Here is a 20,665-nt window from a genome sequence, read left to right as displayed (position 1 = left end):
AATTATGTTGACGCTTTTTTTCACCGTGGCGCTGGTGCATATCATTGCGCTGATGAGTCCTGGCCCGGACTTCTTCTTTGTTTCACAAACCGCCGTTAGCCGCTCCCGCAAAGAGGCGATGATGGGCGTGCTGGGGATCACCTGCGGAGTGATGGTATGGGCGGGCGTAGCGCTGCTCGGCCTGAACCTGATTATCGAGAAGATGGCCTGGCTGCATACCATTATTATGGTCGGCGGCGGTCTGTATCTGTGCTGGATGGGCTTCCAGATGCTGCGCGGCGCGCTGAAAAAAAGCGAAGCGGCAGCGGCGGTAGAGCCTCAGGTCGAACTGGCGCGCAGCGGCCGGAGCTTCCTGAAAGGGCTGCTGACCAATCTGGCTAACCCAAAAGCGATTATCTATTTTGGCTCCGTGTTCTCGCTGTTTGTCGGCGACAGCGTCAGTTCCGGCGCGCGCTGGGGGATTTTCCTGCTGATTGTTCTGGAGACGCTGGCCTGGTTTACGGTGGTCGCCAGCCTGTTCGCCCTACCGGGCATGCGCCGCGGCTATCAGCGGATGGCGAAGTGGATAGACGGCATTGCCGGTACTCTGTTTGCCGGGTTTGGTATTCACCTGATTATTTCGCGCTAAGCGTTCTGCGGCCCGCCCAAGGGTTATGGACGGGCCGGATATTAATGACGCAGCTGCTGCAAATCGTCGGACGTCAGACCGGTCATTTCCATAACCGCAGTAGTATCAATGCCCCGCTCGAGCATGGCCTTTGCGACGTTAAGAAGCGCAGCGCGTTTGCCCTCTTTTATGCCTTCCTTAATGCCCTTCTGCATACCTTCCTCAAGCCACTTTTCTGCCAGAGTCATCAGTACACCTCCATGTTGCGGCACCCGCTGTGCCAGCTCATATAATAGCGGCCGAACATCCTGCTCTTCTCCCGCCTGGGCCATATATTTTATCAGTACGGTAATTTGTTGTCTGCTCATCTGTTCCAGCAACAGCAGGCTGGTGAGCTTGTCGACGAGCTCGGCCATATCGCGCTGCCATATATGCTTTTGTACCAGCGTCAGGGCCGCCATACTCCGGTGCTCCATGATTTCGTCATCGGGAATAACGGTGATGTCCACCAGCGGAAAGGCGGTGGAGTAAATCTGGCGCGCAGTATCCGGATCGGCAAAGTTCTCCAGCCAGTCCAGCGACCAGGGATAGGGGCTTCGCCGTCCCTGATAAAAAAGAATCGGGATCACCAGAGGTAGCGTTTTATGCCCTTCTTCTATGTGCCGCTGCATAGCAGCGATGGCATAGCGCATTAAACGAAACGCCATTAATTTATCTGGCGAACTTTGATGTTCAATCAGAACGTGAACATAGCCGCAACCACTGGTCGTTTCCAGAGAATAGAGGATATCGCTGTAGAAGGGGCGCAGATCATCTTCAATAAAGCTTCCTGACTCAAGGCGTAGGGTATCCAGTTTGCAAATTTGCATGAGTGAGGGGGGCAGATGGATCTCGATAAAATCCCGTGCGGTTTCCACACGGGAGAGAAAAGTTCTGAATACCGCATCGTGAGGGGTTGCCGCTTCCGCCATCGTTTTCGTCCATGAAGAAGAGAATCTGGCGGCATTCTGGCACTGGCGCTGCGAGTTCAACAGCGGGCAAAAAAATTATCTTTGTTCTTTGCCCGCCTGCTCGGCTGAGGATGTCGCTATACCCGCAAAGCTAACGATAATTTGCGAGCGTGCTTCCATCCATCAGGCGTGGCGCGCGGAGGCCAGCAGGGCGCCGACCAGCATAAACAGCGATCCAAAAACCTTGTTTAGCGCCTTCATCTGTTTGGGCCCTTTGATCCACGCGGCGATGCGCTGCGCCAGCGTGGCGTAGCCAATCATCACGATAATATCGACCACGATGGTGGTGACGCCGAGCACGAGGTACTGCATCACCTGGGGCTCATTCGGTACGATAAACTGCGGGAAGAGCGCGGCGAGGAACACGATGCTTTTTGGGTTGGTCAGGTTGACGAACACCGCGCGCTTAAAGAGTTTGCCGCGGCTCTGCGCTTGCGCAAGGGTATTCAGATCGAGAGAACCCGCGGCTCGCCACTGCTGAATGCCGAGCCAGATAAGATAAGCGGCGCCCGCCCATTTCAGGATTTCAAAGGCCAACAGCGAACGGGAAAAAAGCGTACCCAGGCCAACGCCCACCAGCACGATATGAATGCCGAGCCCGGTCTGTAGCCCGGCAATAGAAGCCGCCGCGCCGCGATAACCGTGGTTGATTGAGGTGGTCATGGTATTTATCGCCCCGGATCCCGGCGACAGGCTGAGAATAAGAGATGTCAGCAGATAGGCAAACCACCACTCGAACGTCATGAGAAACTCCCTGATTGTCTGTTTTTATGCCACAATACGCTATTGTGTAAGCATTGTGTGATGCACGATAAAAAAACGATTTTCAGCGGTTATCAGGGGTGTAAGCCCGATGTTTTTGCAGCAAAAGGACTGGGAAACACGAGAAAACGCGTTTGCGGCCTTTACCATGGGGCCACTGACCGATTTCTGGCGTCAGCGGGAAGAGGCTGAATTTACGGGCGTGGATAACGTTCCGGTGCGCTTTGTTCGCTTCTGCGCCAAAAGTCATGACCGGGTCGTGGTTATTTGTCCGGGTCGCATTGAAAGCTACGTTAAGTACGCCGAACTGGCTTACGATCTTTTCCGCAGCGGTTTTGACGTGATGATTATCGATCATCGCGGCCAGGGGCGCTCCGGACGCATGCTTTCAGATACCCACCGCGGGCACGTCGTTAATTTCAGCGATTACGTCGACGATCTCGCCGCGTTCTGGCAGCAGCAGGTGGCGCCCGGACGCTGGCGGAAACGGTTTATACTGGCCCACTCCATGGGCGGCGCCATTGCGACGCTATTTTTGCAGCGCTACCACCAGCATTGCGACGCGATGGCGCTCTGTGCGCCGATGTTCGGCATCGTTATGCGCCTGCCTGACTGGATGGTGCGCCATATTCTCGATTGGGCTGAGGGCCATCAGCGCATTCGTGAAGAGTATGCCCTCGGTACCGGCCGCTGGCGGGCGCTGCCCTTTGCGGTTAACGTACTGACGCACAGCCGTCAACGCTATCGCCGCAACCTGCGCTTTTACGCCGATGAGCCGCAGCTGCGGGTCGGCGGGCCGACGTTCCACTGGGTGCGCGAGGGGATCCTCGCCGGCGAAGAGGTGCTGGCCGGTGCGGAGAAAGACGTCACGCCAACATTATTGCTCCAGGCGGAAGAAGAGCGGGTGGTCGATAACCGTATGCACGATCGCTACTGTGAACTTCGCGCCGCTGGCGGTCATCCCTGTGAAGGGGATAAGCCGTTTGTCATAGAAGGGGCATACCATGAGATCCTTTTTGAAAAGGACGCAATGCGCTCGGTCGCGCTAAACGCTATCGTCGATTTTTTTGGTCGACACACTTAATCCGGCGAAACGCTCGTCGCCCTGCTTAGAGGTTAAAATTTTTATGTACCAGGTTGTTGCGTCTGATTTAGATGGCACGCTGCTTTCTCCCGATCACTGCTTAACTCCTTACGCCAAAGAGACCCTGAAGCTGCTTACCGCACGCGGTATCAACTTCGTGTTCGCGACCGGCCGCCACTACATCGATGTTGGGCAAATTCGCGATAATCTCGGCATTAAATCCTATATGATCACCTCGAACGGCGCTCGCGTGCACGATAGCGAAGGGAAGCAGATCTTCGCCCACAACCTTGACCGCGATATCGCCGCCGACCTGTTCGAAATGATGCGTAACGATCCGGCGATTGTGACCAACGTCTATCGTGAAGATGAGTGGTATATGAATCGCCATCGTCCGGAAGAGATGCGCTTCTTCAAAGAGGCGGTGTTTAACTACAAGCTGTACGAGCCGGGCGAGCTGGATCCTGAAGGGATCAGCAAAGTCTTTTTCACCTGCGATAAGCATGAGCATCTGCTGCCGCTGGAGCAGGCGATCAACGCCCGCTGGGGCGATCGGGTGAACGTGAGCTTCTCTACCGTTACCTGCCTCGAAGTGATGGCGGGCGGCGTGTCGAAAGGGCATGCGCTGGAGGCCGTGGCGAAGATGCTCGGCTATAGCCTGAAAGAGTGTATCGCCTTCGGCGACGGTATGAACGATGCGGAAATGCTGTCAATGGCGGGCAAGGGCTGCATTATGGCCAACGCGCACCAGCGGCTGAAAGACCTGCATCCTGAGCTGGAAGTGATCGGCAGCAACGTCGATGACGCCGTTCCCCACTACCTGCGTAAACTCTATCTTGACTAAAAAAGATTGACGATTGTTTAATTAATGAGCAGTCGTCAACCTATCACTCCGCTACAATGCGTGTTCTTTACTCTATGAGACATTCATTGTGGCGCTACTGATTATCACCACCATTCTGTGGGCCTTTTCCTTTAGCCTGTATGGCGAATACCTGGCAGGCCACGTCGACAGCTATTTTGCGGTGCTGGCGCGCGTTGGCCTGGCGGCGCTGGTGTTTTTGCCCTTCCTGCGCACCCGCGGGCAGAGCCTGTCAACCATCGGCCTGTATATGCTGGTGGGGGCGATGCAGCTCGGCATTATGTATATGCTGAGTTTCCAGGCCTATCTGTACCTGACGGTATCGGAGCTTCTGCTGTTTACCGTCCTGACGCCGCTCTATATCACGCTGATTTACGATGTGATGAGCCGCCGTCGCCTGCGCTGGGGCTACGCCTGCAGCGCGCTGCTGGCGGTAATCGGCGCGGGCATCATCCGTTATGACCAGGTGACCAACCATTTCTGGACCGGTTTGATCCTGGTTCAACTCTCCAACATCAGCTTCGCGATTGGCATGGTGGGGTACAAGCGCCTGATGGAAACGCGTCCGATGCCGCAGCATAACGCCTTCGCCTGGTTCTACATCGGGGCGTTTCTGGTGGCGGCGGTTGCCTGGTCGATGCTGGGTAACGCGCAGAAAATGCCGGAAACTTCGCTACAGTGGGGCATCCTGGCCTTTCTTGGCGTGGCGGCATCCGGGATTGGTTACTTTATGTGGAACTACGGCGCCACCCAGGTGGATGCCGGTACGCTCGGCATCATGAACAATATGCACGTGCCTGCCGGGCTGCTGGTAAACCTGGCCATCTGGCAGACGCAGCCCCGCTGGCCGAGCTTTATTATTGGCGCTCTGGTGATCCTGGCCTCGCTATGGGTCCATCGACGCTGGGTCGCTCCGCACTCCGCACAAACGGTAAATGATCGCAAGCGTGGTTCCGCGCTGAGCGAATAAACGCCTCGGTAACCGGCTGGCGCTGCTCGCCGTCGCGCACCGCGGCGTACAGTCGGCTCCACAGTCCCTCGCCCAGGGTTTTGGTCACCACCAGGCCCTGGCGCTCAAAGCTTTCCACGACCCAGTGCGGCAGGGCGGCGATGCCCATTCGCGCCGCCACCATCTGAATTAACAGCAGCGTATTGTCGACGCTCTTCAGCTGCGGGCTAATCCCGGCAGGCTGCAGGAAGTGACGCCAGATATCCAGACGTGCGCGCTGGACCGGATAAATCAGCAGCATTTCAGTCGCTAAATCCTCGGGCGCGATGCGCGCCTTTGTCGCCAGCGGATGATCCGGCGCCATCACCAGGCGCACTTCGAAATCAAACATTGGCGAATAGTGCAGGCCGCTGCGCGGCAGGATATCGGAGGTCATCACCAGATCCAGCTCGCCCTGCTGCAGGCCCGGCTGCGGGTCGAAGATCACCCCGGACTGAAAGTCCACCTCTACATGCGGCCAGCGGGCGCGGAAACTCTCCAGCGCCGGCGTGAGCCACTGAATACAGCTATGGCATTCGATGGCGATACGCAGCCGGGTTTGCTGCGGCTCATTGCAATCCTGCAGGGCGCGGCTGATTTGCGGCAGGACCTGATTGGCCAGCTGCAGCAGGATCTCTCCCTGCGGCGTAAAGCGCAGCGGCTGACTTTTACGTACAAACAGACGGAAGCCGAGGCGCTGTTCCAGATCGCTGAACTGGTGGGACAAGGCGGATTGGGTCTGGTGCAGGGCCGCCGCCGCGCCTGCCAGAGAGCCGCTATTCCGCAACGCCTGGAGCGTTTTCAGGTGTTTAATTTCGATCATGAAAGTCCTTCACTTCGGCATGAATAATTTGCGCTTGAGGAATATACAGTAACTGCCAATTATGGATGTGTAAACATCTGGACGTCTAAATCCTTTATCTTTCGAATTTATGGCAGCGTTGGCTGCACTTCCTCACCCCAGTCACTTACTTCAGTAAGCTCCTGGGGATGAGCAAGTTTGCCGCCTTCCCTAAATCCGAAATCTTTCGGATTGCAATTATGAGGCTCAAAAAATGACAATTATTAACCACACCCTCGGTTTCCCTCGCATTGGCCTGCGCCGCGAGCTGAAGAAAGCGCAAGAAAGCTACTGGGCGGGCAATACCAGCCGCGAAGAACTGCTGGCCGTTGGCCGCGAACTGCGCGCTCGCCACTGGGAACAGCAGAAGCAGGCGGGCATTGACCTGCTACCGGTGGGCGATTTCGCCTGGTACGACCATGTTCTGACCACCAGCCTGTGGCTTGGCAACGTGCCGGCTCGTCATCAGAACAAAGACGGCTCCGTTGATATCGATACCCTTTTTCGCATAGGCCGCGGCCGCGCGCCGACCGGCGAACCGGCCGCGGCGGCGGAAATGACCAAATGGTTTAACACTAACTACCACTACATAGTGCCGGAATTTGTGAAGGGCCAGCAGTTCAAACTGAGCTGGAACCAGCTGTTGGATGAGGTGGACGAAGCGCTGGCGCTGGGCCACAAAGTGAAGCCCGTCCTGCTTGGGCCAGTCACCTATCTGTGGCTCGGTAAGGTGAAAGGCGAGCCGTTCGACCGCCTGAACCTGCTGCACGATATTCTGCCTGTTTACCAGCAGGTGCTGACTGAACTGGCAAAACGCGGCGTTGAGTGGGTGCAGATTGATGAACCGGCGCTGGTGCTCGAGCTGCCGCAGGCGTGGCTGGATGCCTTCAAACCGGCTTACGCGGCCCTTAGCGGTCAGCTTAAGCTGCTGCTGACTACCTACTTTGAAGGCATTACCGATAACCTCGACACCATTACCGCACTGCCGGTACAGGGCCTGCATGTGGATCTGGTCCACGGCCAGGACGATGTCGCCGAACTGCATAAGCGCCTGCCTGCCGACTGGCTGCTCTCCGCGGGGCTGATCAACGGCCGCAACGTCTGGCGCGCCGATCTGAGCGAGAAATACGCGCAGGTTAAAGATATCGTCGGCAAACGTGAACTGTGGGTAGCCTCTTCCTGCTCCCTGCTGCACAGCCCGATCGATCTGAACGTGGAAACGCGGCTCGATGCCGAAGTGAAGAGCTGGTTTGCCTTCGCCCTGCAAAAATGCCGGGAGCTGGCGCTGCTGCGCGATGCGCTGAACAGCGGCGACACCGCGGCGATTGCTGACTGGAGCGCGCCGATCCAGGCACGTCGCCAGTCAACCCGCGTGCACAACGCTGCGGTAGAGAAGCGTCTGGCGGCCATTACCGCTCAGGACAGCCAGCGCCAAAGCGTCTACGAAGTTCGCGCCGAAGCGCAGCGCGCCCGCTTTAAGCTGCCGGCCTGGCCAACCACCACCATCGGCTCCTTCCCCCAGACCACCGAGATCCGCGGCCTGCGCCTGGACTTCAAAAAGGGCAATCTCGATGCTAACCGCTACCGCACCGGCATCGCCGAACACATTAAGCAGGCGATCGTTGAGCAGGAGCGACTGGGGCTGGACGTGCTGGTACACGGTGAAGCCGAGCGTAACGATATGGTGGAATACTTCGGCGAACACCTGGACGGCTTTATTTTCACGCAGAACGGCTGGGTACAGAGCTACGGCTCCCGCTGCGTCAAACCGCCGGTGGTCATCGGCGATATCAGCCGCCCGGAGGCGATCACCGTCGAGTGGGCAAAATACGCTCAGTCCCTGACCGACAAACCGGTAAAAGGCATGCTGACCGGCCCGGTGACCATTCTTTGCTGGTCCTTCCCGCGTGAGGACGTCAGCCGTGAAACGATTGCGAAACAGATAGCCCTCGCGCTGCGCGATGAAGTGGCGGATCTGGAAGCCGCCGGTATCGGTATCATCCAGATCGACGAACCGGCCCTGCGGGAAGGCCTGCCGCTGAAGCGTAGCGACTGGGATGCGTATCTGGCATGGGGGGTGGAAGCTTTCCGTATCAATGCCGCGGTGGCGAAAGACGACACGCAGATCCACACCCATATGTGCTATTGCGAGTTCAACGACATCATGGATTCCATCGCCGCGCTGGATGCGGACGTGATTACCATCGAAACCTCGCGTTCTGATATGGAGCTGCTGGAGTCGTTCGAAGCGTTCGACTACCCGAATGAAATCGGGCCGGGCGTGTACGACATTCACTCCCCGAACGTGCCGAGCGTGGAGTGGATTGAAGCGCTGCTGGAGAAAGCCGCGCAGCGTATCCCGGCAGAGCGCCTGTGGGTGAACCCGGACTGCGGCCTGAAAACCCGCGGCTGGACGGAAACGCGCGCCGCGCTGGCCAACATGGTCAAGGCCGCGCAAAACCTGCGCCAGGCGTAATATAAATCACACTTGTGGGAGGCCCCGGCCTCCTTTTTTGGTTTCTTCTCTTCGCTGGCAAAACCGAATGTGAAGAGCTGTTCGGCATGAGGTGGCAGCGTCTGGACAACGTCCACCCGCTCCCGGCGGTTGCTCAGGACGGATGTCTTTGACTACAGTTAAGCGTTCCCTGAACCGACGCTGTGATAACTCTCCTGAGGTGAAAGATGATTGAACACCACGATCAAAAAGGGTATTTGCGTTTTGCCATTAATCTGGGTAATCCGGTGCTTACGACACTGCTGCCGGATGGGTCTCCGGGGGGGATAACCGTCGAGCTGGCAAAGAAACTGGCGGCAGAGAGCCAGCGCGAAGCGCGGTTTGTGACCTGGCCGACGGCCGGGCAGGTAGTGGACGCGGCGCTGCAGGATCAATGGGATATCGCCTTTCTGGCTATCGACCCGGCGCGGGAAGATAAGCTTCGCTTTACGCCATCCTACGTCACTATCGAAAGCTCGCTGATGGTGAAAAAAGAGAGCCAGATTCAATCGGTTCAGGAGATGGACCGCGCAGGCGTGGTAATTAACGTGGGCAAAGGCGCGGCCTACGAGCTGTATCTGATTCGCACGCTGCAGCATGCGACGATGCGCCAGTACGCCACCTCACAGGAGGCTATTCAGGCATTTATCAACGGCGAAGGCGATTGGGTGGCCGGTATTCGCCAGCCTCTGGAGAAAGCCGCGCAGGAGAATCCGCAGTTTCGCGTTCTGCCCGACAGCTTTAGCCAGATACACCAGGCGATATGCGTACCGCGCAATGCGACGCAGCACTATGAATTTATTTGCCGCCGCCTCTCTTCCTGGATAGCGGACGGTACTATTGCCGGGATGGTGAGCCGCCATATCGGCAATAGCTGATCGTTAACCGCGCTTACCGCCATACTGCGCAAACCAGGCCAGCATCCGTTGCCAGCCGTCTTTTGCCGACTCTTCATGATAGCTGGCGCGATAGTCGGCATTAAAAGCGTGGTCGGCGTGCGGGTAAACCACGATTTCCGCCGTGGCGTTGGCCGCCCGCAGCGCCTGACGCATCGTTTCCACCGTGTCCTGCGGGATGCTGTCATCTTTCGCGCCATAAAGCCCTAACACCGGCGCGTTAAGATCGACGGCAATATCGACCGGATGCTTCGGCGAATTCAGCGTTTTCTCGCCGACCAGCTTGCCGTACCAGGCGACGGCGGCTTTTAACTGCGGATTATGCGCAGCGTACAGCCAGGTAATACGCCCGCCCCAGCAGAAGCCGGTAATCAGCAAGCGATGGGCATCGCCGCCGTGGCGGTAGGCCCAACTGGCCACGTGATCGAGGTCGGCCAGCACCTGAGAATCCGGCACCTTTTTGACCAGTCCCTGGAACAGAGAAGGGATGTCGCTGTAATCATTAGGATCGCCCTGGCGGAAGTAGAGCTCCGGTGCGATAGCCAGATACCCCTCCTTTGCCAGACGGCGGCAGATATCGCGGATATGTTCATGCACGCCGAAAATTTCCTGGACCACGATAACGACCGGCAGCGGACCGTCGACGCTGCGCGGGCGAGCATGGAACGCCGGCATGTTATCTCCCTGTGAAGGGATGGATGTCTCCCCGGAGACGATGTTCTCATCTGATGTGTGAACGGCAGTTGAGGCGTGCGGCGTGGCTGCAGGTGCAAAGCCGGTTTGCTTAATTGTCGTCATGGTATTCTCCGTACCCTCAATTTATTAGCGCATCAATAACTATAGCTGCTCTGGACAGGACGTTAACCAAACACAGTGCCCGAAACAGGCTATCTTTTGTTCAGGCTTCTGCGATTTAGCTTGTTAATGTGATATATATCACTCTTTTATGGAAAGTTATTGCAATGAATTTCATTCATGGTGATTGTTGTCACAAAATTGAGCCGACAGCTTCTGTAAAGTACCGTTTTGCTTCTGCTGATAATTCGACCCACAGAGGAGTTTTTTATGTCCAAGTCTGATGTTTTTCATCTCGGCCTCACCAAAAACGATTTACAAGGGGCTACGCTGGCTATCGTCCCTGGCGATCCGGAGCGTGTGGAAAAGATCGCCGCGCTGATGGATAAGCCGGTTAAGCTGGCATCTCACCGTGAATTCACCACCTGGCGCGCTGAGCTGGATGGTAAAGCAGTGATTGTCTGCTCTACCGGTATCGGCGGCCCATCGACCTCTATCGCCGTGGAAGAGCTGGCCCAGCTGGGCATCCGTACCTTCCTGCGCATCGGCACCACCGGCGCCATTCAGCCGCATATTAATGTCGGCGACGTTCTGGTGACGACCGCATCCGTCCGTCTGGACGGCGCAAGCCTGCACTTTGCGCCAATGGAGTTCCCGGCGGTGGCTGACTTTGAATGTACTACCGCGCTGGTTGAAGCGGCGAAGTCTATCGGCGCGACCACCCATATCGGTGTCACCGCCTCTTCCGACACCTTCTATCCGGGCCAGGAACGTTACGATACCTTCTCCGGCCGCGTTGTTAGCCGTTTTAAAGGCTCGATGGAAGAGTGGCAGGCGATGGGCGTGATGAACTATGAAATGGAATCCGCCACGCTGCTGACGATGTGCGCCAGCCAGGGCCTGCGCGCCGGGATGGTTGCCGGAGTTATCGTCAACCGTACCCAGCAGGAAATTCCGAACGCGGAAACCATGAAGCAAACCGAAAGCCACGCGGTGAAAATTGTCGTGGAAGCGGCGCGCCGCCTGCTGTAGTTACCCTTTCTTCTGCCAGGGGTCGGACTCTCCGGCCCTTCTTTTTTGCGTAGCGCCTCGCAGGAAAACCCTTTCAAACTGGACGTTTGTACAGCACAATTCTATTTTGTGCCGTAAGTCGTTGCCGCAGGGGGCGTTGTGGATATCTCAATTATTATTAGTGCCGTTGTGGCGCTGGCCGTCGGGCTGATTGTCGGCTGGCTGGCGACCAAAGCGCACGCCGATCAAATTCGCGCCGATCTTATCGATGAGCGGCGCGAGCTGGATATTGAGCTGAGCGCGGCCCGCCAACGTCTGGTGCAGGAGTCACACTGGCGAGAAGAGTGTGAACTGCTCAATAACGAACTGCGCAGCCTGCGCGATATCAACGCCTCGCTGGAAGCCGATCTTCGCGAAGTGACCACCCGACTTGAATCCACTCAGCTGCATGCGGAAGACAAAATTCGACAGATGGTGAACAGCGAGCAGCGTCTTAGCGAACAGTTTGAGAATCTGGCAAATCGCATTTTTGAGCACAGCAACCGGCGGGTGGATGAGCAGAATCGCCAGAGCCTGCACGGCCTGCTGACGCCGCTTCGCGAACAGCTGGATGGCTTTCGTCGGCAGGTGCAGGATAGCTTTGGTCAGGAAGCGCGGGAGCGCCATACTCTGGCCCATGAAATCCGCAATCTTCAGCAGCTGAATGCGCAAATGGCCCAGGAGGCGCTAAACCTGACGCGCGCGCTCAAAGGCGATAACAAAACCCAGGGCAACTGGGGCGAGGTGGTGTTGACCCGCGTGCTGGAAGCGTCCGGACTGCGGGAAGGATATGAATATCAGACCCAGGTCAGCATCGAAACGGACAACCGCGCGCGGATGCAGCCCGATGTGATTGTCCGTTTACCGCAGGGGAAAGACGTGGTGATCGATGCCAAGATGACCCTGGTGGCCTATGAGCGCTATTTCAACGCCGAAGATGATTACACCCGTGAAGCGGCGCTGCAGGAGCATATCGCTTCGGTACGCAACCATATGCGCCTGCTGGGGCGTAAAGACTACCAGCAGCTGCCGGGGCTGCGTTCGCTCGACTACGTTCTGATGTTTATCCCGGTGGAGCCCGCCTTCCTGCTGGCTATCGATCGTCAGCCAGAACTCATTAGCGAAGCGCTGAAGAACAACATCATGCTGGTGAGCCCAACCACGCTGCTGGTGGCGCTGCGGACTATCGCCAATCTCTGGCGCTATGAGCATCAGAGCCGTAACGCGCAGAAAATTGCCGAAAGAGCGGGGCGGCTGTATGACAAGATGCGCCTGTTTGTCGATGATATGTCCGCCATCGGACAGGGCCTGGATAAAGCTCAGGATAACTACCGCCAGGCGATGAAAAAGCTCGCCTCCGGACGAGGTAACCTGCTGGTACAGGCGGAATCATTCCGTGAGCTGGGCGTGGAGGTTAAGCGTGAGATTAATCCTGAGTTAGTTGAACAGGCGACGGCCCAGGATGAAGAATACCGCCTTGCGCAGGGGGGTAACCCGCCGGAAGATAACGATATTTCATCCGATCCTACGGCTACTGCCATGTTTGGGGGCGGCTCCCGGCCACGTTGAAGCGTATGGGAAGTGCGCTAAACCTGTTACACTCAACGAACATTTTCTTGATAAGCAAGCAGGCATTGAGATGGTTGAGGATTCACAAGAAACGACGCATTTTGGCTTTCAGACTGTCGCCAAAGAGCAGAAAGCTGACATGGTGGCGCATGTATTTCATTCTGTGGCCGCAAAATATGACGTAATGAACGACCTGATGTCGTTCGGTATTCATCGTTTGTGGAAGCGTTTCACCATCGACTGCAGCGGCGTCCGCCGCGGGCAAACCGTATTGGATCTGGCTGGTGGTACCGGCGATCTGACGGCGAAATTCTCTCGCCTGGTGGGTGAAACCGGCCGCGTGATGCTGGCGGACATCAACGACTCTATGCTGAAAATGGGCCGCGAAAAGCTGCGTAACATTGGTATTGTCGGCAACGTGGAATACGTCCAGGCAAACGCTGAAGCGCTGCCTTTTGCAGACAACACCTTTGATTGCATTACGATTTCTTTCGGTCTGCGTAACGTGACCGACAAAGAAAAAGCGCTGCGCTCAATGTATCGCGTATTAAAGCCGGGCGGCCGCCTGCTGGTGCTGGAATTCTCAAAACCGATTATTGAGCCGCTCAGTAAAGCCTACGACGCCTATTCCTTCCATATCCTGCCGCGCGTGGGTGAGCTGGTTGCTAAAGATGCCGAAAGCTATCGTTATCTTGCTGAATCTATTCGAATGCATCCCGATCAGGACACGCTGAAAGGCATGATGCAGGACGCAGGGTTTGAAAGCGTCGACTACTACAACCTGACGGCAGGTATCGTTGCGCTACACCGCGGATATAAGTTCTGACAGGAGGGACGCTATGCCTTTCAAACCACTGGTTACCGCCGGTCTTGAGACGGTCCTTAACACCTTCCTCTGGCGCGATCGGGCGCTGAAACCCGCGCGCCAGCGCCTGCTGGGGAAAGTGCTGCGCATCGAGCTGCAAGAGCTTTCCGATCCTGTGGTGCTGGTTTTTAGCGAACGTCAGCTGGACGTGCTGGGCGCGTGGGAAGGTGAGGCTGATTGCACCGTACGTACCCGCCTTAGCGTGCTTCCGCAATTGCGCAATCGCCAGCAGCTTACCGCGCTGATTCGCAGCGGCGATCTTGAAGTGCAGGGCGACCTGCAGGTGGTGCAAAATACCGTCACGCTGTGCGATCTGGCAGAGTTCGATCCGGCTGAACTGCTCGCCCCGTATACCGGTGATGTGGTTGCGGAAGGCTTTAGTAAAGTATTCCGCGGCGGCGCTCGCTTTCTTCTGCATGGCGCTCAACGCCAGCAGCGCTATGTCGCGGAAGCGATTACCGAAGAGTGGCGCCTGGCGCCGGGGCCGCTTGAGCTGGCCTGGTTTGCAGAGGAAACCGCTGCGGTAGAACGAACCCTGGCCGCGCTGGAAAAACGGCTGGACACGCTGGAGGGCAAATGACGCCAGGAGAATTACGGCGCCTGTATTTTATCGTCCACACCTTTTTGAGCTACGGGCTTGATGAGCTCATTCCCAAAATGCGTATCACGCTGCCGCTGCGAATCTGGCGGCGGATGCTGTTCTGGATGCCCAACCGCCATAAAGATCGTCCTCTTGGCGAGCGACTGCGCCTCGCATTACAGGAGCTGGGGCCGGTGTGGATCAAGTTTGGCCAGATGCTCTCGACCCGCCGCGACCTGTTTCCGCCGCACATTGCCGATCAGCTGGCCATGCTGCAGGATCGCGTCGCGCCCTTTGACGGTCTGCAGGCCAAAAAGCAGATTGAGCAAGCCATGGGCGGCCTGCCGGTAGAAGCCTGGTTTGATGACTTCTCTGTTGAACCTCTCGCTTCCGCTTCTATTGCCCAGGTGCATACCGCGCGTCTGAAAGAGAACGGCAAAGAGGTGGTCATTAAGGTGATCCGCCCGGATATCGTGCCGGTTATCAAAGCGGATATGAAGCTCATCTACCGTCTTGCCCGCTGGGTGCCGCGTCTGTTACCGGACGGCCGTCGTCTTCGCCCGCAGGAAGTGGTTCGCGAATATGAAAAAACGCTGCTGGATGAGCTCAACCTGCTGCGTGAATCGGCTAACGCTATCCAGCTTCGCCGTAACTTCGACGAGAGCCCAATGCTTTATGTCCCGGAAGTTTATTCGGACTACTGTAGCGAAGGCATGATGGTGATGGAGCGGATTTACGGGATCCCGGTGTCCGATGTCGCCGCGCTGGAAGCGCAGGGGACTAACATGAAGCTGCTGGCCGAGCGTGGCGTGCAGGTCTTCTTTACGCAGGTTTTCCGCGACAGCTTCTTCCATGCCGACATGCATCCGGGCAATATTTTTGTCAGCCGTCATCATCCGGAAGATCCGCAGTACATTGGTATTGACTGCGGTATTGTCGGTTCGCTGAACAAAGAAGATAAGCGCTATCTGGCGGAGAACTTCATTGCCTTCTTCAACCGCGATTATCGCAAAGTTGCGGAGCTGCACGTTGATTCCGGCTGGGTTCCCGCGGATACCAACGTCGAAGAGTTCGAGTTTGCTATTCGTACCGTCTGCGAGCCTATCTTTGAAAAACCGCTGGCGGAAATCTCGTTTGGCCACGTGTTGTTGAACCTGTTTAATACGGCGCGACGTTTCAATATGGAAGTGCAGCCGCAGCTGGTTCTGCTGCAGAAGACATTACTTTACGTAGAAGGTGTAGGTCGCCAGCTCTATCCTCAGTTAGACTTGTGGAAAACGGCGAAACCGTTCCTTGAGTCGTGGATCAAAGATCAGGTGGGCATTCCGGCTCTGGTGCGGGCGTTTAAAGAAAAAGCGCCGTTCTGGATCGAAAGAATGCCGGAAATACCTGAGCTGGTGTACCAGAGCCTGCAGCAAAGCAAGCAGCTGCAGAATAGCGTCGATACCATCGTGCGCGACATCCAGGTGCGGCACGTGCGCCAGGGTCAGTCCCGCTATCTGTTCGGTATAGGCGCGGTTTTATTACTGAGTGGTACGCTGCTATTCATTCATCGTCCCGAGTGGGGCATGATGCCAGGCTGGCTGATGGCCGCTGGGGTCGTAACCTGGCTTATCGGCTGGCGAAAGACGAACTGACGGCGGCCGCCTTTATCACTGCGCATAATGTGTATAATGCGTCCTAATAATTCATCATCTGTCATAGGGGAATGTGTATGGGTGGTATCAGTATTTGGCAGTTACTCATTGTTGTCGTCATCGTGGTTCTGCTTTTTGGGACAAAAAAGCTGAGCTCGCTCGGTTCAGATTTAGGGGCGTCGATCAAAGGCTTTAAAAAGGCCATGAGCGACGAAGAGAAACCGGAAAAATCCGCGCCGGATGCAGATTTCGCGGCGAAGACCCTTGCTGATAAGCCGGATGATGCAAAGAAAGACGAGACTAAACGCCACGACAAAGAGCAGGTGTAATTCGTGTTCGATATCGGTTTTAGTGAGCTGCTGCTGGTATTCGTGATTGGCCTCATCGTTCTGGGGCCACAGCGACTACCGGTAGCGGTAAAGACGGTGGTGAGCTGGATCCGCACGCTGCGGTCGCTTGCGGCTACCGTACAAAATGAAATTACCCAGGAATTAAAACTGCAGGAGTTTCAGGAAAGCCTTAAAAAGGTGGAAAAGGCCAGCCTGGACAACCTGACGCCCGAGCTAAAAGCTTCAATGGATGAACTGCGTGAAGCGGCTGAATCTATGAAGCGATCCTACTCCGCCCACGATCCTGAAAAAGCCAGCGACGAAGCCAATACCATTCACAACCCGGTCGTAAAAGGGAGTGAAGAGCAGCGCAAGGACGTGACGCCAGCGACGGCTGAACATCAGGCCAGTGCGCCAGAGCATGCGCCTGACTCCGTGTCTGAAGAACTCCCCGCTTCGCAGAGTGAAATCCCGGCAGCGAAAGTGAAAGCTGCCGTGTCGGCTTCCGATTCCTCCTCCCCTGTACCGAGTGATAAACAGTAAAAATGGGCGTAGACGATACTCAACCGCTAATTACGCATCTGATTGAGCTGCGCAAGCGCTTGATCAACAGCATTCTTGCGATTCTGGTGATTTTCCTGGCGTTAGTCTATTTCGCCAACGATATCTATCAGCTGGTTTCTGCGCCGCTGATTCGGCAGATGCCGGTCGGTGCGACCATGATCGCCACGGATGTGGCCTCGCCTTTCTTCACGCCGATCAAGCTGACCTTTATGGTATCGATAATTTTGTCGGTCCCGGTCATTTTGTATCAGGTCTGGGCCTTTGTGGCGCCAGCGCTGTATAAGCATGAACGTCGGCTGGTTATGCCGCTGCTGGTCTCCAGTACGCTGCTGTTCTATATCGGCATGGCCTTTGCCTACTTCGTCGTTTTCCCGCTGGCGTTTGGTTTTCTGACCCACGCGGCGCCGGAAGGCGTACAGGTCTCTACCGATATTCGCAGCTACCTCGACTTTGTGATGGCGCTGTTTATCGCTTTTGGCGTCTCATTCGAGGTTCCGGTGGCCATCGTCCTGCTGTGCTGGATGGGCGTCACCACGCCGGACGACCTGCGTAAGAAACGCCCCTACGTACTGGTTGGCGCATTCGTTGTCGGGATGCTGCTGACCCCGCCGGACGTGTTCTCGCAAACCCTTCTGGCGATTCCGATGTACTGTCTGTTTGAGGTCGGGGTCTTTTTCGCGCGGTTCTACACCGGTAAACGTCTGACGCGTGATGAGGATGCCGCTGCCGAAGAGGCGCAGGGCAAAGAAGAATAACGCTCAACCGCCCGTCAGGGCGGTTGCCGTATGGGAGCGATGATGTTTGATATCGGCGTAAATCTGACCAGTTCGCAGTTTTCCCGCGATCGCGACGAGGTGGTTTCCCGGGCCCGGGCGGCGGGCGTCAGCGGGATGCTATTGACGGGAACCAACCTGCATGAAAGCGCGCAGGCTCAGCAGCTGGCGCGCCGTTATTCCGGGTGCTGGTCAACGGCCGGCGTTCATCCCCACGACAGTCGCAGCTGGACGGACTCGGCGGCGGCAGCGGTCTATGCGCTGGCTCGCGAGCCGGAAGTCGTTGCTGTGGGTGAGTGCGGGCTGGATTTCAACCGCAATTTTTCGACGCCTCAGGAGCAAGAAGCGGCGTTTAGCGCTCAGCTGGCGCTGGCCGCGGAGCTGTCGATGCCGGTATTTCTGCACTGCCGCGATGCACACGAGCGCTTCCTGGCCCTGCTGGTGCCCTGGCTTGATAAGCTCCCGGGGGCCGTTGTGCATTGTTTTACCGGTAGCCGCGAAGAGATGCGCGAATGCGTGGAGCACGGTTTATTTATTGGTATCACCGGCTGGGTATGCGATGAGCGTCGGGGGCTGGAGCTGCGAGAGCTGCTGGTCGATATTCCGGCAGAGCGCCTGCTGATTGAGACCGATGCGCCGTACCTGTTGCCGCGAGATATGCTGCCAAAACCCGCTTCTCGCCGCAATGAGCCCGCCTACCTGCCGCATATTCTGACCCGCATCGCGCAATGGCGTGGGGAGGAGGCGCAATGGCTGGAAGACGTGACTGATGCTAACGTCAGAAGACTTTTTGGCGTGGGTTTTTAAGCGCCGTCAGATTTTATAAAAGTCAGTATTTTTAACGCTCTGGAGCACCTGCTTGTTAAGCAGATTCAGCAGCAGCATCGAGCGGGCTTCGCCGTCCGGTTCGGTAAAAATAGCCTGCAGACCCTCAAAAGCGCCATCGGTAATCAGCACGCTGTCGCCTTCGTGCGGCGTTTCAGGATCGGTGATACCTTCCGGTTTGTAGATGGAAAGCTGATGAATGACGGCAGATGGCACGATAGCGGGCAGCGCGCCGAAACGCACAAAACTGTTCACACCGCGCGTGGCGCTGATGGTAGTGGTATGAATCACTTCCGGGTCGAACTCGATAAACAGATAATTTGGGAACAGGGGCTCGCTGACCGTCGTGCGTTTACCGCGGACGATTTTTTCCAGCTCGATCGTTGGCATCAGGCAATTGACGGCCTGCCGTTCAAGGTGTTCCTGGGCTCGTTCAAGCTGCCCACGTTTGCAATAAAGTAAGTACCAGGCTTGCATAATGACTCTTTCCAATGCTACTAGCTGCAAGCATAACAAAAGCCCGGTACGATCGCGAAATCATTGCGGGTGAAAACTAAATTTCAGCGTTCTTTCACGCTAATTTAACAAAAATACAGCATAGCTCCGGCGAACGCCGTATAATCACCCGCCTGTATAGAGGTCAATAACAACTCCATGAAATACCACGATCTACGCGAATTTCTGACATTACTGGAGCAGCAGGGGGAATTGAAACGGATCTCCCTGCCGGTCGATCCTCACCTGGAAATCACCGAAATTGCCGACCGCACTTTGCGAGCTGGCGGTCCGGCGCTGCTATTCGAAAATCCCAAGGGCTACGCCATGCCGGTGCTGTGTAATCTTTTCGGCACGCCGCGGCGAGTCGCACTGGGGATGGGGCAGGAGGATGTCAGTTCTCTGCGGGAAGTGGGTAAGCTTCTGGCATTCCTGAAAGAGCCGGAACCCCCAAAAGGCTTCCGCGATCTGTTTGATAAGCTGCCGCAGTTCAAACAGGTGCTGAATATGCCGACTAAGCGTCTGCGCGGAGCGCCGTGCCAGCAAAAAATCATTCAGGGTGATGAAGTTGATTTGACTCGTATCCCGATCATGACCTGCTGGCCGGAAGATGCCGCGCCGCTGATCACCTGGGGTCTGACGGTGACCCGCGGCCCGCATAAAGAGCGGCAGAATCTGGGCATTTATCGCCAGCAGCTGATTGGCAAGAACAAGCTGATTATGCGCTGGCTATCGCATCGCGGCGGCGCGCTGGACTTCCAGGAGTGGTGCGCGGCGCGTCCTGGCGAGCGTTTCCCGGTCTCCGTCGCGCTGGGCGCCGATCCGGCAACCATTCTCGGGGCGGTGACTCCGGTTCCGGATACTCTTTCCGAATACGCTTTTGCCGGGCTACTGCGCGGCACCAAAACCGAAGTCGTGAAGTGCATCTCTAACGATCTTGAGGTGCCCGCCAGCGCGGAGATCGTGCTGGAAGGGTATATTGAAGCCGGAGAAATGGCGCCGGAAGGCCCCTATGGCGACCATACTGGCTACTACAATGAAGTGGATAACTTCCCGGTCTTTACCGTTACCCACATTACTCAGCGTGAAGATGCCATCTATCACTCGACCTATACCGGGCGTCCGCCGGATGAGCCGGCGGTACTGGGCGTTGCGCTGAACGAAGTGTTCGTCCCCATTCTGCAAAAGCAGTTTCCTGAAATCGTGGATTTCTATTTGCCGCCTGAAGGCTGTTCCTATCGCCTGGCGGTCGTCACGATGAAGAAGCAGTACGCCGGTCACGCGAAACGCGTCATGATGGGCGTCTGGTCGTTCCTCCGCCAGTTCATGTATACCAAGTTCGTTATTGTCTGCGATGACGATGTCAACGCGCGCGACTGGAATGATGTGATTTGGGCGATTACTACCCGTATGGACCCGGCGCGTGATACGGTACTGGTAGAAAATACGCCAATTGATTATCTGGATTTTGCCTCACCGGTTTCCGGTTTGGGTTCAAAAATGGGGCTGGATGCCACAAATAAATGGCCTGGAGAGACCCAGCGCGAGTGGGGTCGTCCGATCAAGAAAGATCCTGAGGTGACGGCGCGCGTCGACGCCATCTGGGATGAACTGGCTATCTTCAAATAACAGTAAGCGG

General features: G+C 56.5%; 21 protein-coding genes. 16 read left to right on the top strand and 5 right to left on the bottom strand.

Annotation, left to right across the window (positions count from 1 at the left end; genetic code table 11):
- Positions 1–4 precede the first annotated feature (4 nt).
- Positions 5–628, top strand: coding sequence for a threonine export protein RhtC (gene rhtC / locus JLG71_RS26485; RefSeq protein ID WP_004097571.1), 624 nt, complete (start codon positions 5–7; stop codon positions 626–628).
- A gap of 41 nt (positions 629–669) precedes the next feature.
- Here rhtC and JLG71_RS26480 read toward each other — a convergent pair whose 3' ends face one another.
- Together JLG71_RS26480 and rhtB are read right to left on the bottom strand one after the other, a co-directional pair.
- Positions 670–1,578 (bottom strand): Rpn family recombination-promoting nuclease/putative transposase, encoded by a 909-nt coding sequence (locus JLG71_RS26480; RefSeq protein WP_049080719.1) that lies wholly within the window; start codon positions 1,576–1,578, stop codon positions 670–672.
- A 162-nt stretch (positions 1,579–1,740) separates the two neighbouring features.
- On the bottom strand, positions 1,741–2,361 hold the full coding sequence (gene rhtB, locus JLG71_RS26475; protein WP_148851793.1) for a homoserine/homoserine lactone efflux protein: 621 nt from the start codon (positions 2,359–2,361) through the stop codon (positions 1,741–1,743).
- A gap of 109 nt (positions 2,362–2,470) precedes the next feature.
- On the opposite strand from rhtB, the gene pldB reads away from it, so the two are divergent.
- The 3 genes from pldB (at position 2,471) to JLG71_RS26460 (ending at position 5,295) form a co-directional block, all read left to right on the top strand.
- On the top strand, positions 2,471–3,463 hold the full coding sequence (gene pldB / locus JLG71_RS26470; RefSeq protein WP_004097574.1) for a lysophospholipase L2: 993 nt from the start codon (positions 2,471–2,473) through the stop codon (positions 3,461–3,463).
- A gap of 43 nt (positions 3,464–3,506) precedes the next feature.
- Positions 3,507–4,307, top strand: coding sequence for a sugar/pyridoxal phosphate phosphatase YigL (gene yigL, locus JLG71_RS26465; protein ID WP_025108397.1), 801 nt, complete (start codon positions 3,507–3,509; stop codon positions 4,305–4,307).
- An 88-nt stretch (positions 4,308–4,395) separates the two neighbouring features.
- Entirely contained in the window at positions 4,396–5,295 is a 900-nt protein-coding gene (locus JLG71_RS26460; RefSeq protein WP_025108396.1) for a carboxylate/amino acid/amine transporter, read from the top strand.
- On the opposite strand, the gene metR is transcribed toward JLG71_RS26460, so the two are convergent.
- Complete coding sequence (metR, locus tag JLG71_RS26455) at positions 5,183–6,136, bottom strand: HTH-type transcriptional regulator MetR (RefSeq protein WP_004097578.1); 954 nt, start codon at positions 6,134–6,136, stop codon at positions 5,183–5,185. The genes JLG71_RS26460 and metR overlap by 113 nt on opposite strands.
- A 232-nt stretch (positions 6,137–6,368) precedes the next feature.
- Here metR and metE point away from each other — a divergent pair, with 232 nt between their 5' ends.
- Positions 6,369–8,630, top strand: a complete 2,262-nt coding sequence (metE, locus tag JLG71_RS26450) for a 5-methyltetrahydropteroyltriglutamate--homocysteine S-methyltransferase (RefSeq protein WP_200913902.1) — start codon at positions 6,369–6,371, stop codon at positions 8,628–8,630.
- A 206-nt stretch (positions 8,631–8,836) separates the two neighbouring features.
- On the top strand, positions 8,837–9,526 hold the full coding sequence (locus JLG71_RS26445; protein WP_025108394.1) for a transporter substrate-binding domain-containing protein: 690 nt from the start codon (positions 8,837–8,839) through the stop codon (positions 9,524–9,526).
- 3 nt (positions 9,527–9,529) lie between these two features.
- Here the strand turns inward: JLG71_RS26445 and JLG71_RS26440 are convergent, their stop codons facing one another.
- A complete protein-coding gene (locus tag JLG71_RS26440) occupies positions 9,530–10,342 on the bottom strand; it encodes a dienelactone hydrolase family protein (protein WP_047722752.1) in 813 nt (270 codons plus the stop codon).
- Between the two features lie 267 nt (positions 10,343–10,609).
- Here JLG71_RS26440 and udp point away from each other — a divergent pair, with 267 nt between their 5' ends.
- The 9 genes from udp to tatD all read left to right on the top strand — a co-directional run bounded on the left by udp (position 10,610) and on the right by tatD (position 18,513).
- Positions 10,610–11,371, top strand: coding sequence for a uridine phosphorylase (gene udp, locus JLG71_RS26435; RefSeq protein WP_004097583.1), 762 nt, complete (start codon positions 10,610–10,612; stop codon positions 11,369–11,371).
- 138 nt (positions 11,372–11,509) lie between these two features.
- Positions 11,510–12,958, top strand: a complete 1,449-nt coding sequence (rmuC, locus tag JLG71_RS26430; RefSeq protein WP_046878124.1) for a DNA recombination protein RmuC — start codon at positions 11,510–11,512, stop codon at positions 12,956–12,958.
- Positions 12,959–13,028: 70 nt separating this feature from the next.
- Positions 13,029–13,784, top strand: a complete 756-nt coding sequence (gene ubiE, locus JLG71_RS26425; RefSeq protein WP_004097585.1) for a bifunctional demethylmenaquinone methyltransferase/2-methoxy-6-polyprenyl-1,4-benzoquinol methylase UbiE — start codon at positions 13,029–13,031, stop codon at positions 13,782–13,784.
- 13 nt (positions 13,785–13,797) lie between these two features.
- Positions 13,798–14,403 (top strand): ubiquinone biosynthesis protein UbiJ, encoded by a 606-nt coding sequence (gene ubiJ, locus JLG71_RS26420; RefSeq protein ID WP_014227479.1) that lies wholly within the window; start codon positions 13,798–13,800, stop codon positions 14,401–14,403.
- Positions 14,400–16,040 carry a ubiquinone biosynthesis regulatory protein kinase UbiB gene (ubiB, locus tag JLG71_RS26415; protein ID WP_025108392.1) on the top strand — a complete coding sequence of 547 codons (1,641 nt, stop codon included), beginning with the start codon at positions 14,400–14,402 and terminating at the stop codon, positions 16,038–16,040. Before ubiJ ends, ubiB begins: the two co-directional genes overlap by 4 nt.
- A gap of 77 nt (positions 16,041–16,117) precedes the next feature.
- Positions 16,118–16,369, top strand: a complete 252-nt coding sequence (tatA, locus tag JLG71_RS26410) for a Sec-independent protein translocase subunit TatA (protein WP_004097589.1) — start codon at positions 16,118–16,120, stop codon at positions 16,367–16,369.
- Positions 16,370–16,372: 3 nt separating this feature from the next.
- Positions 16,373–16,912, top strand: a complete 540-nt coding sequence (gene tatB / locus JLG71_RS26405; protein WP_014227481.1) for a Sec-independent protein translocase protein TatB — start codon at positions 16,373–16,375, stop codon at positions 16,910–16,912.
- A gap of 2 nt (positions 16,913–16,914) precedes the next feature.
- Positions 16,915–17,688 carry a Sec-independent protein translocase subunit TatC gene (tatC, locus tag JLG71_RS26400; RefSeq protein ID WP_004097593.1) on the top strand — a complete coding sequence of 258 codons (774 nt, stop codon included), beginning with the start codon at positions 16,915–16,917 and terminating at the stop codon, positions 17,686–17,688.
- 30 nt (positions 17,689–17,718) lie between these two features.
- Complete coding sequence (gene tatD, locus JLG71_RS26395) at positions 17,719–18,513, top strand: 3'-5' ssDNA/RNA exonuclease TatD (protein WP_162934418.1); 795 nt, start codon at positions 17,719–17,721, stop codon at positions 18,511–18,513.
- A gap of 6 nt (positions 18,514–18,519) precedes the next feature.
- Here the strand turns inward: tatD and rfaH are convergent, their stop codons facing one another.
- The gene (gene rfaH / locus JLG71_RS26390; RefSeq protein ID WP_004097595.1) at positions 18,520–19,008 is read right to left on the bottom strand and encodes a transcription/translation regulatory transformer protein RfaH; all 489 of its coding nucleotides are present in this window, start codon (positions 19,006–19,008) and stop codon (positions 18,520–18,522) included.
- Positions 19,009–19,185: 177 nt separating this feature from the next.
- Between rfaH and ubiD the strand changes: the two genes are divergently transcribed.
- Complete coding sequence (gene ubiD, locus JLG71_RS26385) at positions 19,186–20,655, top strand: 4-hydroxy-3-polyprenylbenzoate decarboxylase (RefSeq protein ID WP_014227483.1); 1,470 nt, start codon at positions 19,186–19,188, stop codon at positions 20,653–20,655.
- Positions 20,656–20,665 lie beyond the last annotated feature (10 nt).

Source organism: Klebsiella michiganensis (assembly GCF_015139575.1).
Taxonomy (GTDB): domain Bacteria; phylum Pseudomonadota; class Gammaproteobacteria; order Enterobacterales; family Enterobacteriaceae; genus Klebsiella; species Klebsiella michiganensis.
The sequence above is the reverse complement of the archived record's forward strand: the minus strand, read 5'-3'. Positions and strand labels throughout refer to the sequence as shown.

Excerpts from the sequence above, each read along its gene's own strand:
- rhtC (WP_004097571.1), top strand. The coding sequence starts at position 5 with ATGTTGACGCTTTTTTTCACCGTGGCGCTGGTGCATATCATTGCGCTG.
- JLG71_RS26480 (WP_049080719.1), bottom strand. The coding sequence starts at position 1,578 with ATGGCGGAAGCGGCAACCCCTCACGATGCGGTATTCAGAACTTTTCTC.
- rhtB (WP_148851793.1), bottom strand. The coding sequence starts at position 2,361 with ATGACGTTCGAGTGGTGGTTTGCCTATCTGCTGACATCTCTTATTCTC.
- pldB (WP_004097574.1), top strand. The coding sequence starts at position 2,471 with ATGTTTTTGCAGCAAAAGGACTGGGAAACACGAGAAAACGCGTTTGCG.
- yigL (WP_025108397.1), top strand. The coding sequence starts at position 3,507 with ATGTACCAGGTTGTTGCGTCTGATTTAGATGGCACGCTGCTTTCTCCC.
- metR (WP_004097578.1), bottom strand. The coding sequence starts at position 6,136 with ATGATCGAAATTAAACACCTGAAAACGCTCCAGGCGTTGCGGAATAGC.
- metE (WP_200913902.1), top strand. The coding sequence starts at position 6,369 with ATGACAATTATTAACCACACCCTCGGTTTCCCTCGCATTGGCCTGCGC.
- JLG71_RS26445 (WP_025108394.1), top strand. The coding sequence starts at position 8,837 with ATGATTGAACACCACGATCAAAAAGGGTATTTGCGTTTTGCCATTAAT.
- JLG71_RS26440 (WP_047722752.1), bottom strand. The coding sequence starts at position 10,342 with ATGACGACAATTAAGCAAACCGGCTTTGCACCTGCAGCCACGCCGCAC.
- udp (WP_004097583.1), top strand. The coding sequence starts at position 10,610 with ATGTCCAAGTCTGATGTTTTTCATCTCGGCCTCACCAAAAACGATTTA.
- ubiE (WP_004097585.1), top strand. The coding sequence starts at position 13,029 with ATGGTTGAGGATTCACAAGAAACGACGCATTTTGGCTTTCAGACTGTC.
- ubiJ (WP_014227479.1), top strand. The coding sequence starts at position 13,798 with ATGCCTTTCAAACCACTGGTTACCGCCGGTCTTGAGACGGTCCTTAAC.
- ubiB (WP_025108392.1), top strand. The coding sequence starts at position 14,400 with ATGACGCCAGGAGAATTACGGCGCCTGTATTTTATCGTCCACACCTTT.
- tatA (WP_004097589.1), top strand. The coding sequence starts at position 16,118 with ATGGGTGGTATCAGTATTTGGCAGTTACTCATTGTTGTCGTCATCGTG.
- tatC (WP_004097593.1), top strand. The coding sequence starts at position 16,915 with ATGGGCGTAGACGATACTCAACCGCTAATTACGCATCTGATTGAGCTG.
- tatD (WP_162934418.1), top strand. The coding sequence starts at position 17,719 with ATGGGAGCGATGATGTTTGATATCGGCGTAAATCTGACCAGTTCGCAG.
- rfaH (WP_004097595.1), bottom strand. The coding sequence starts at position 19,008 with ATGCAAGCCTGGTACTTACTTTATTGCAAACGTGGGCAGCTTGAACGA.
- ubiD (WP_014227483.1), top strand. The coding sequence starts at position 19,186 with ATGAAATACCACGATCTACGCGAATTTCTGACATTACTGGAGCAGCAG.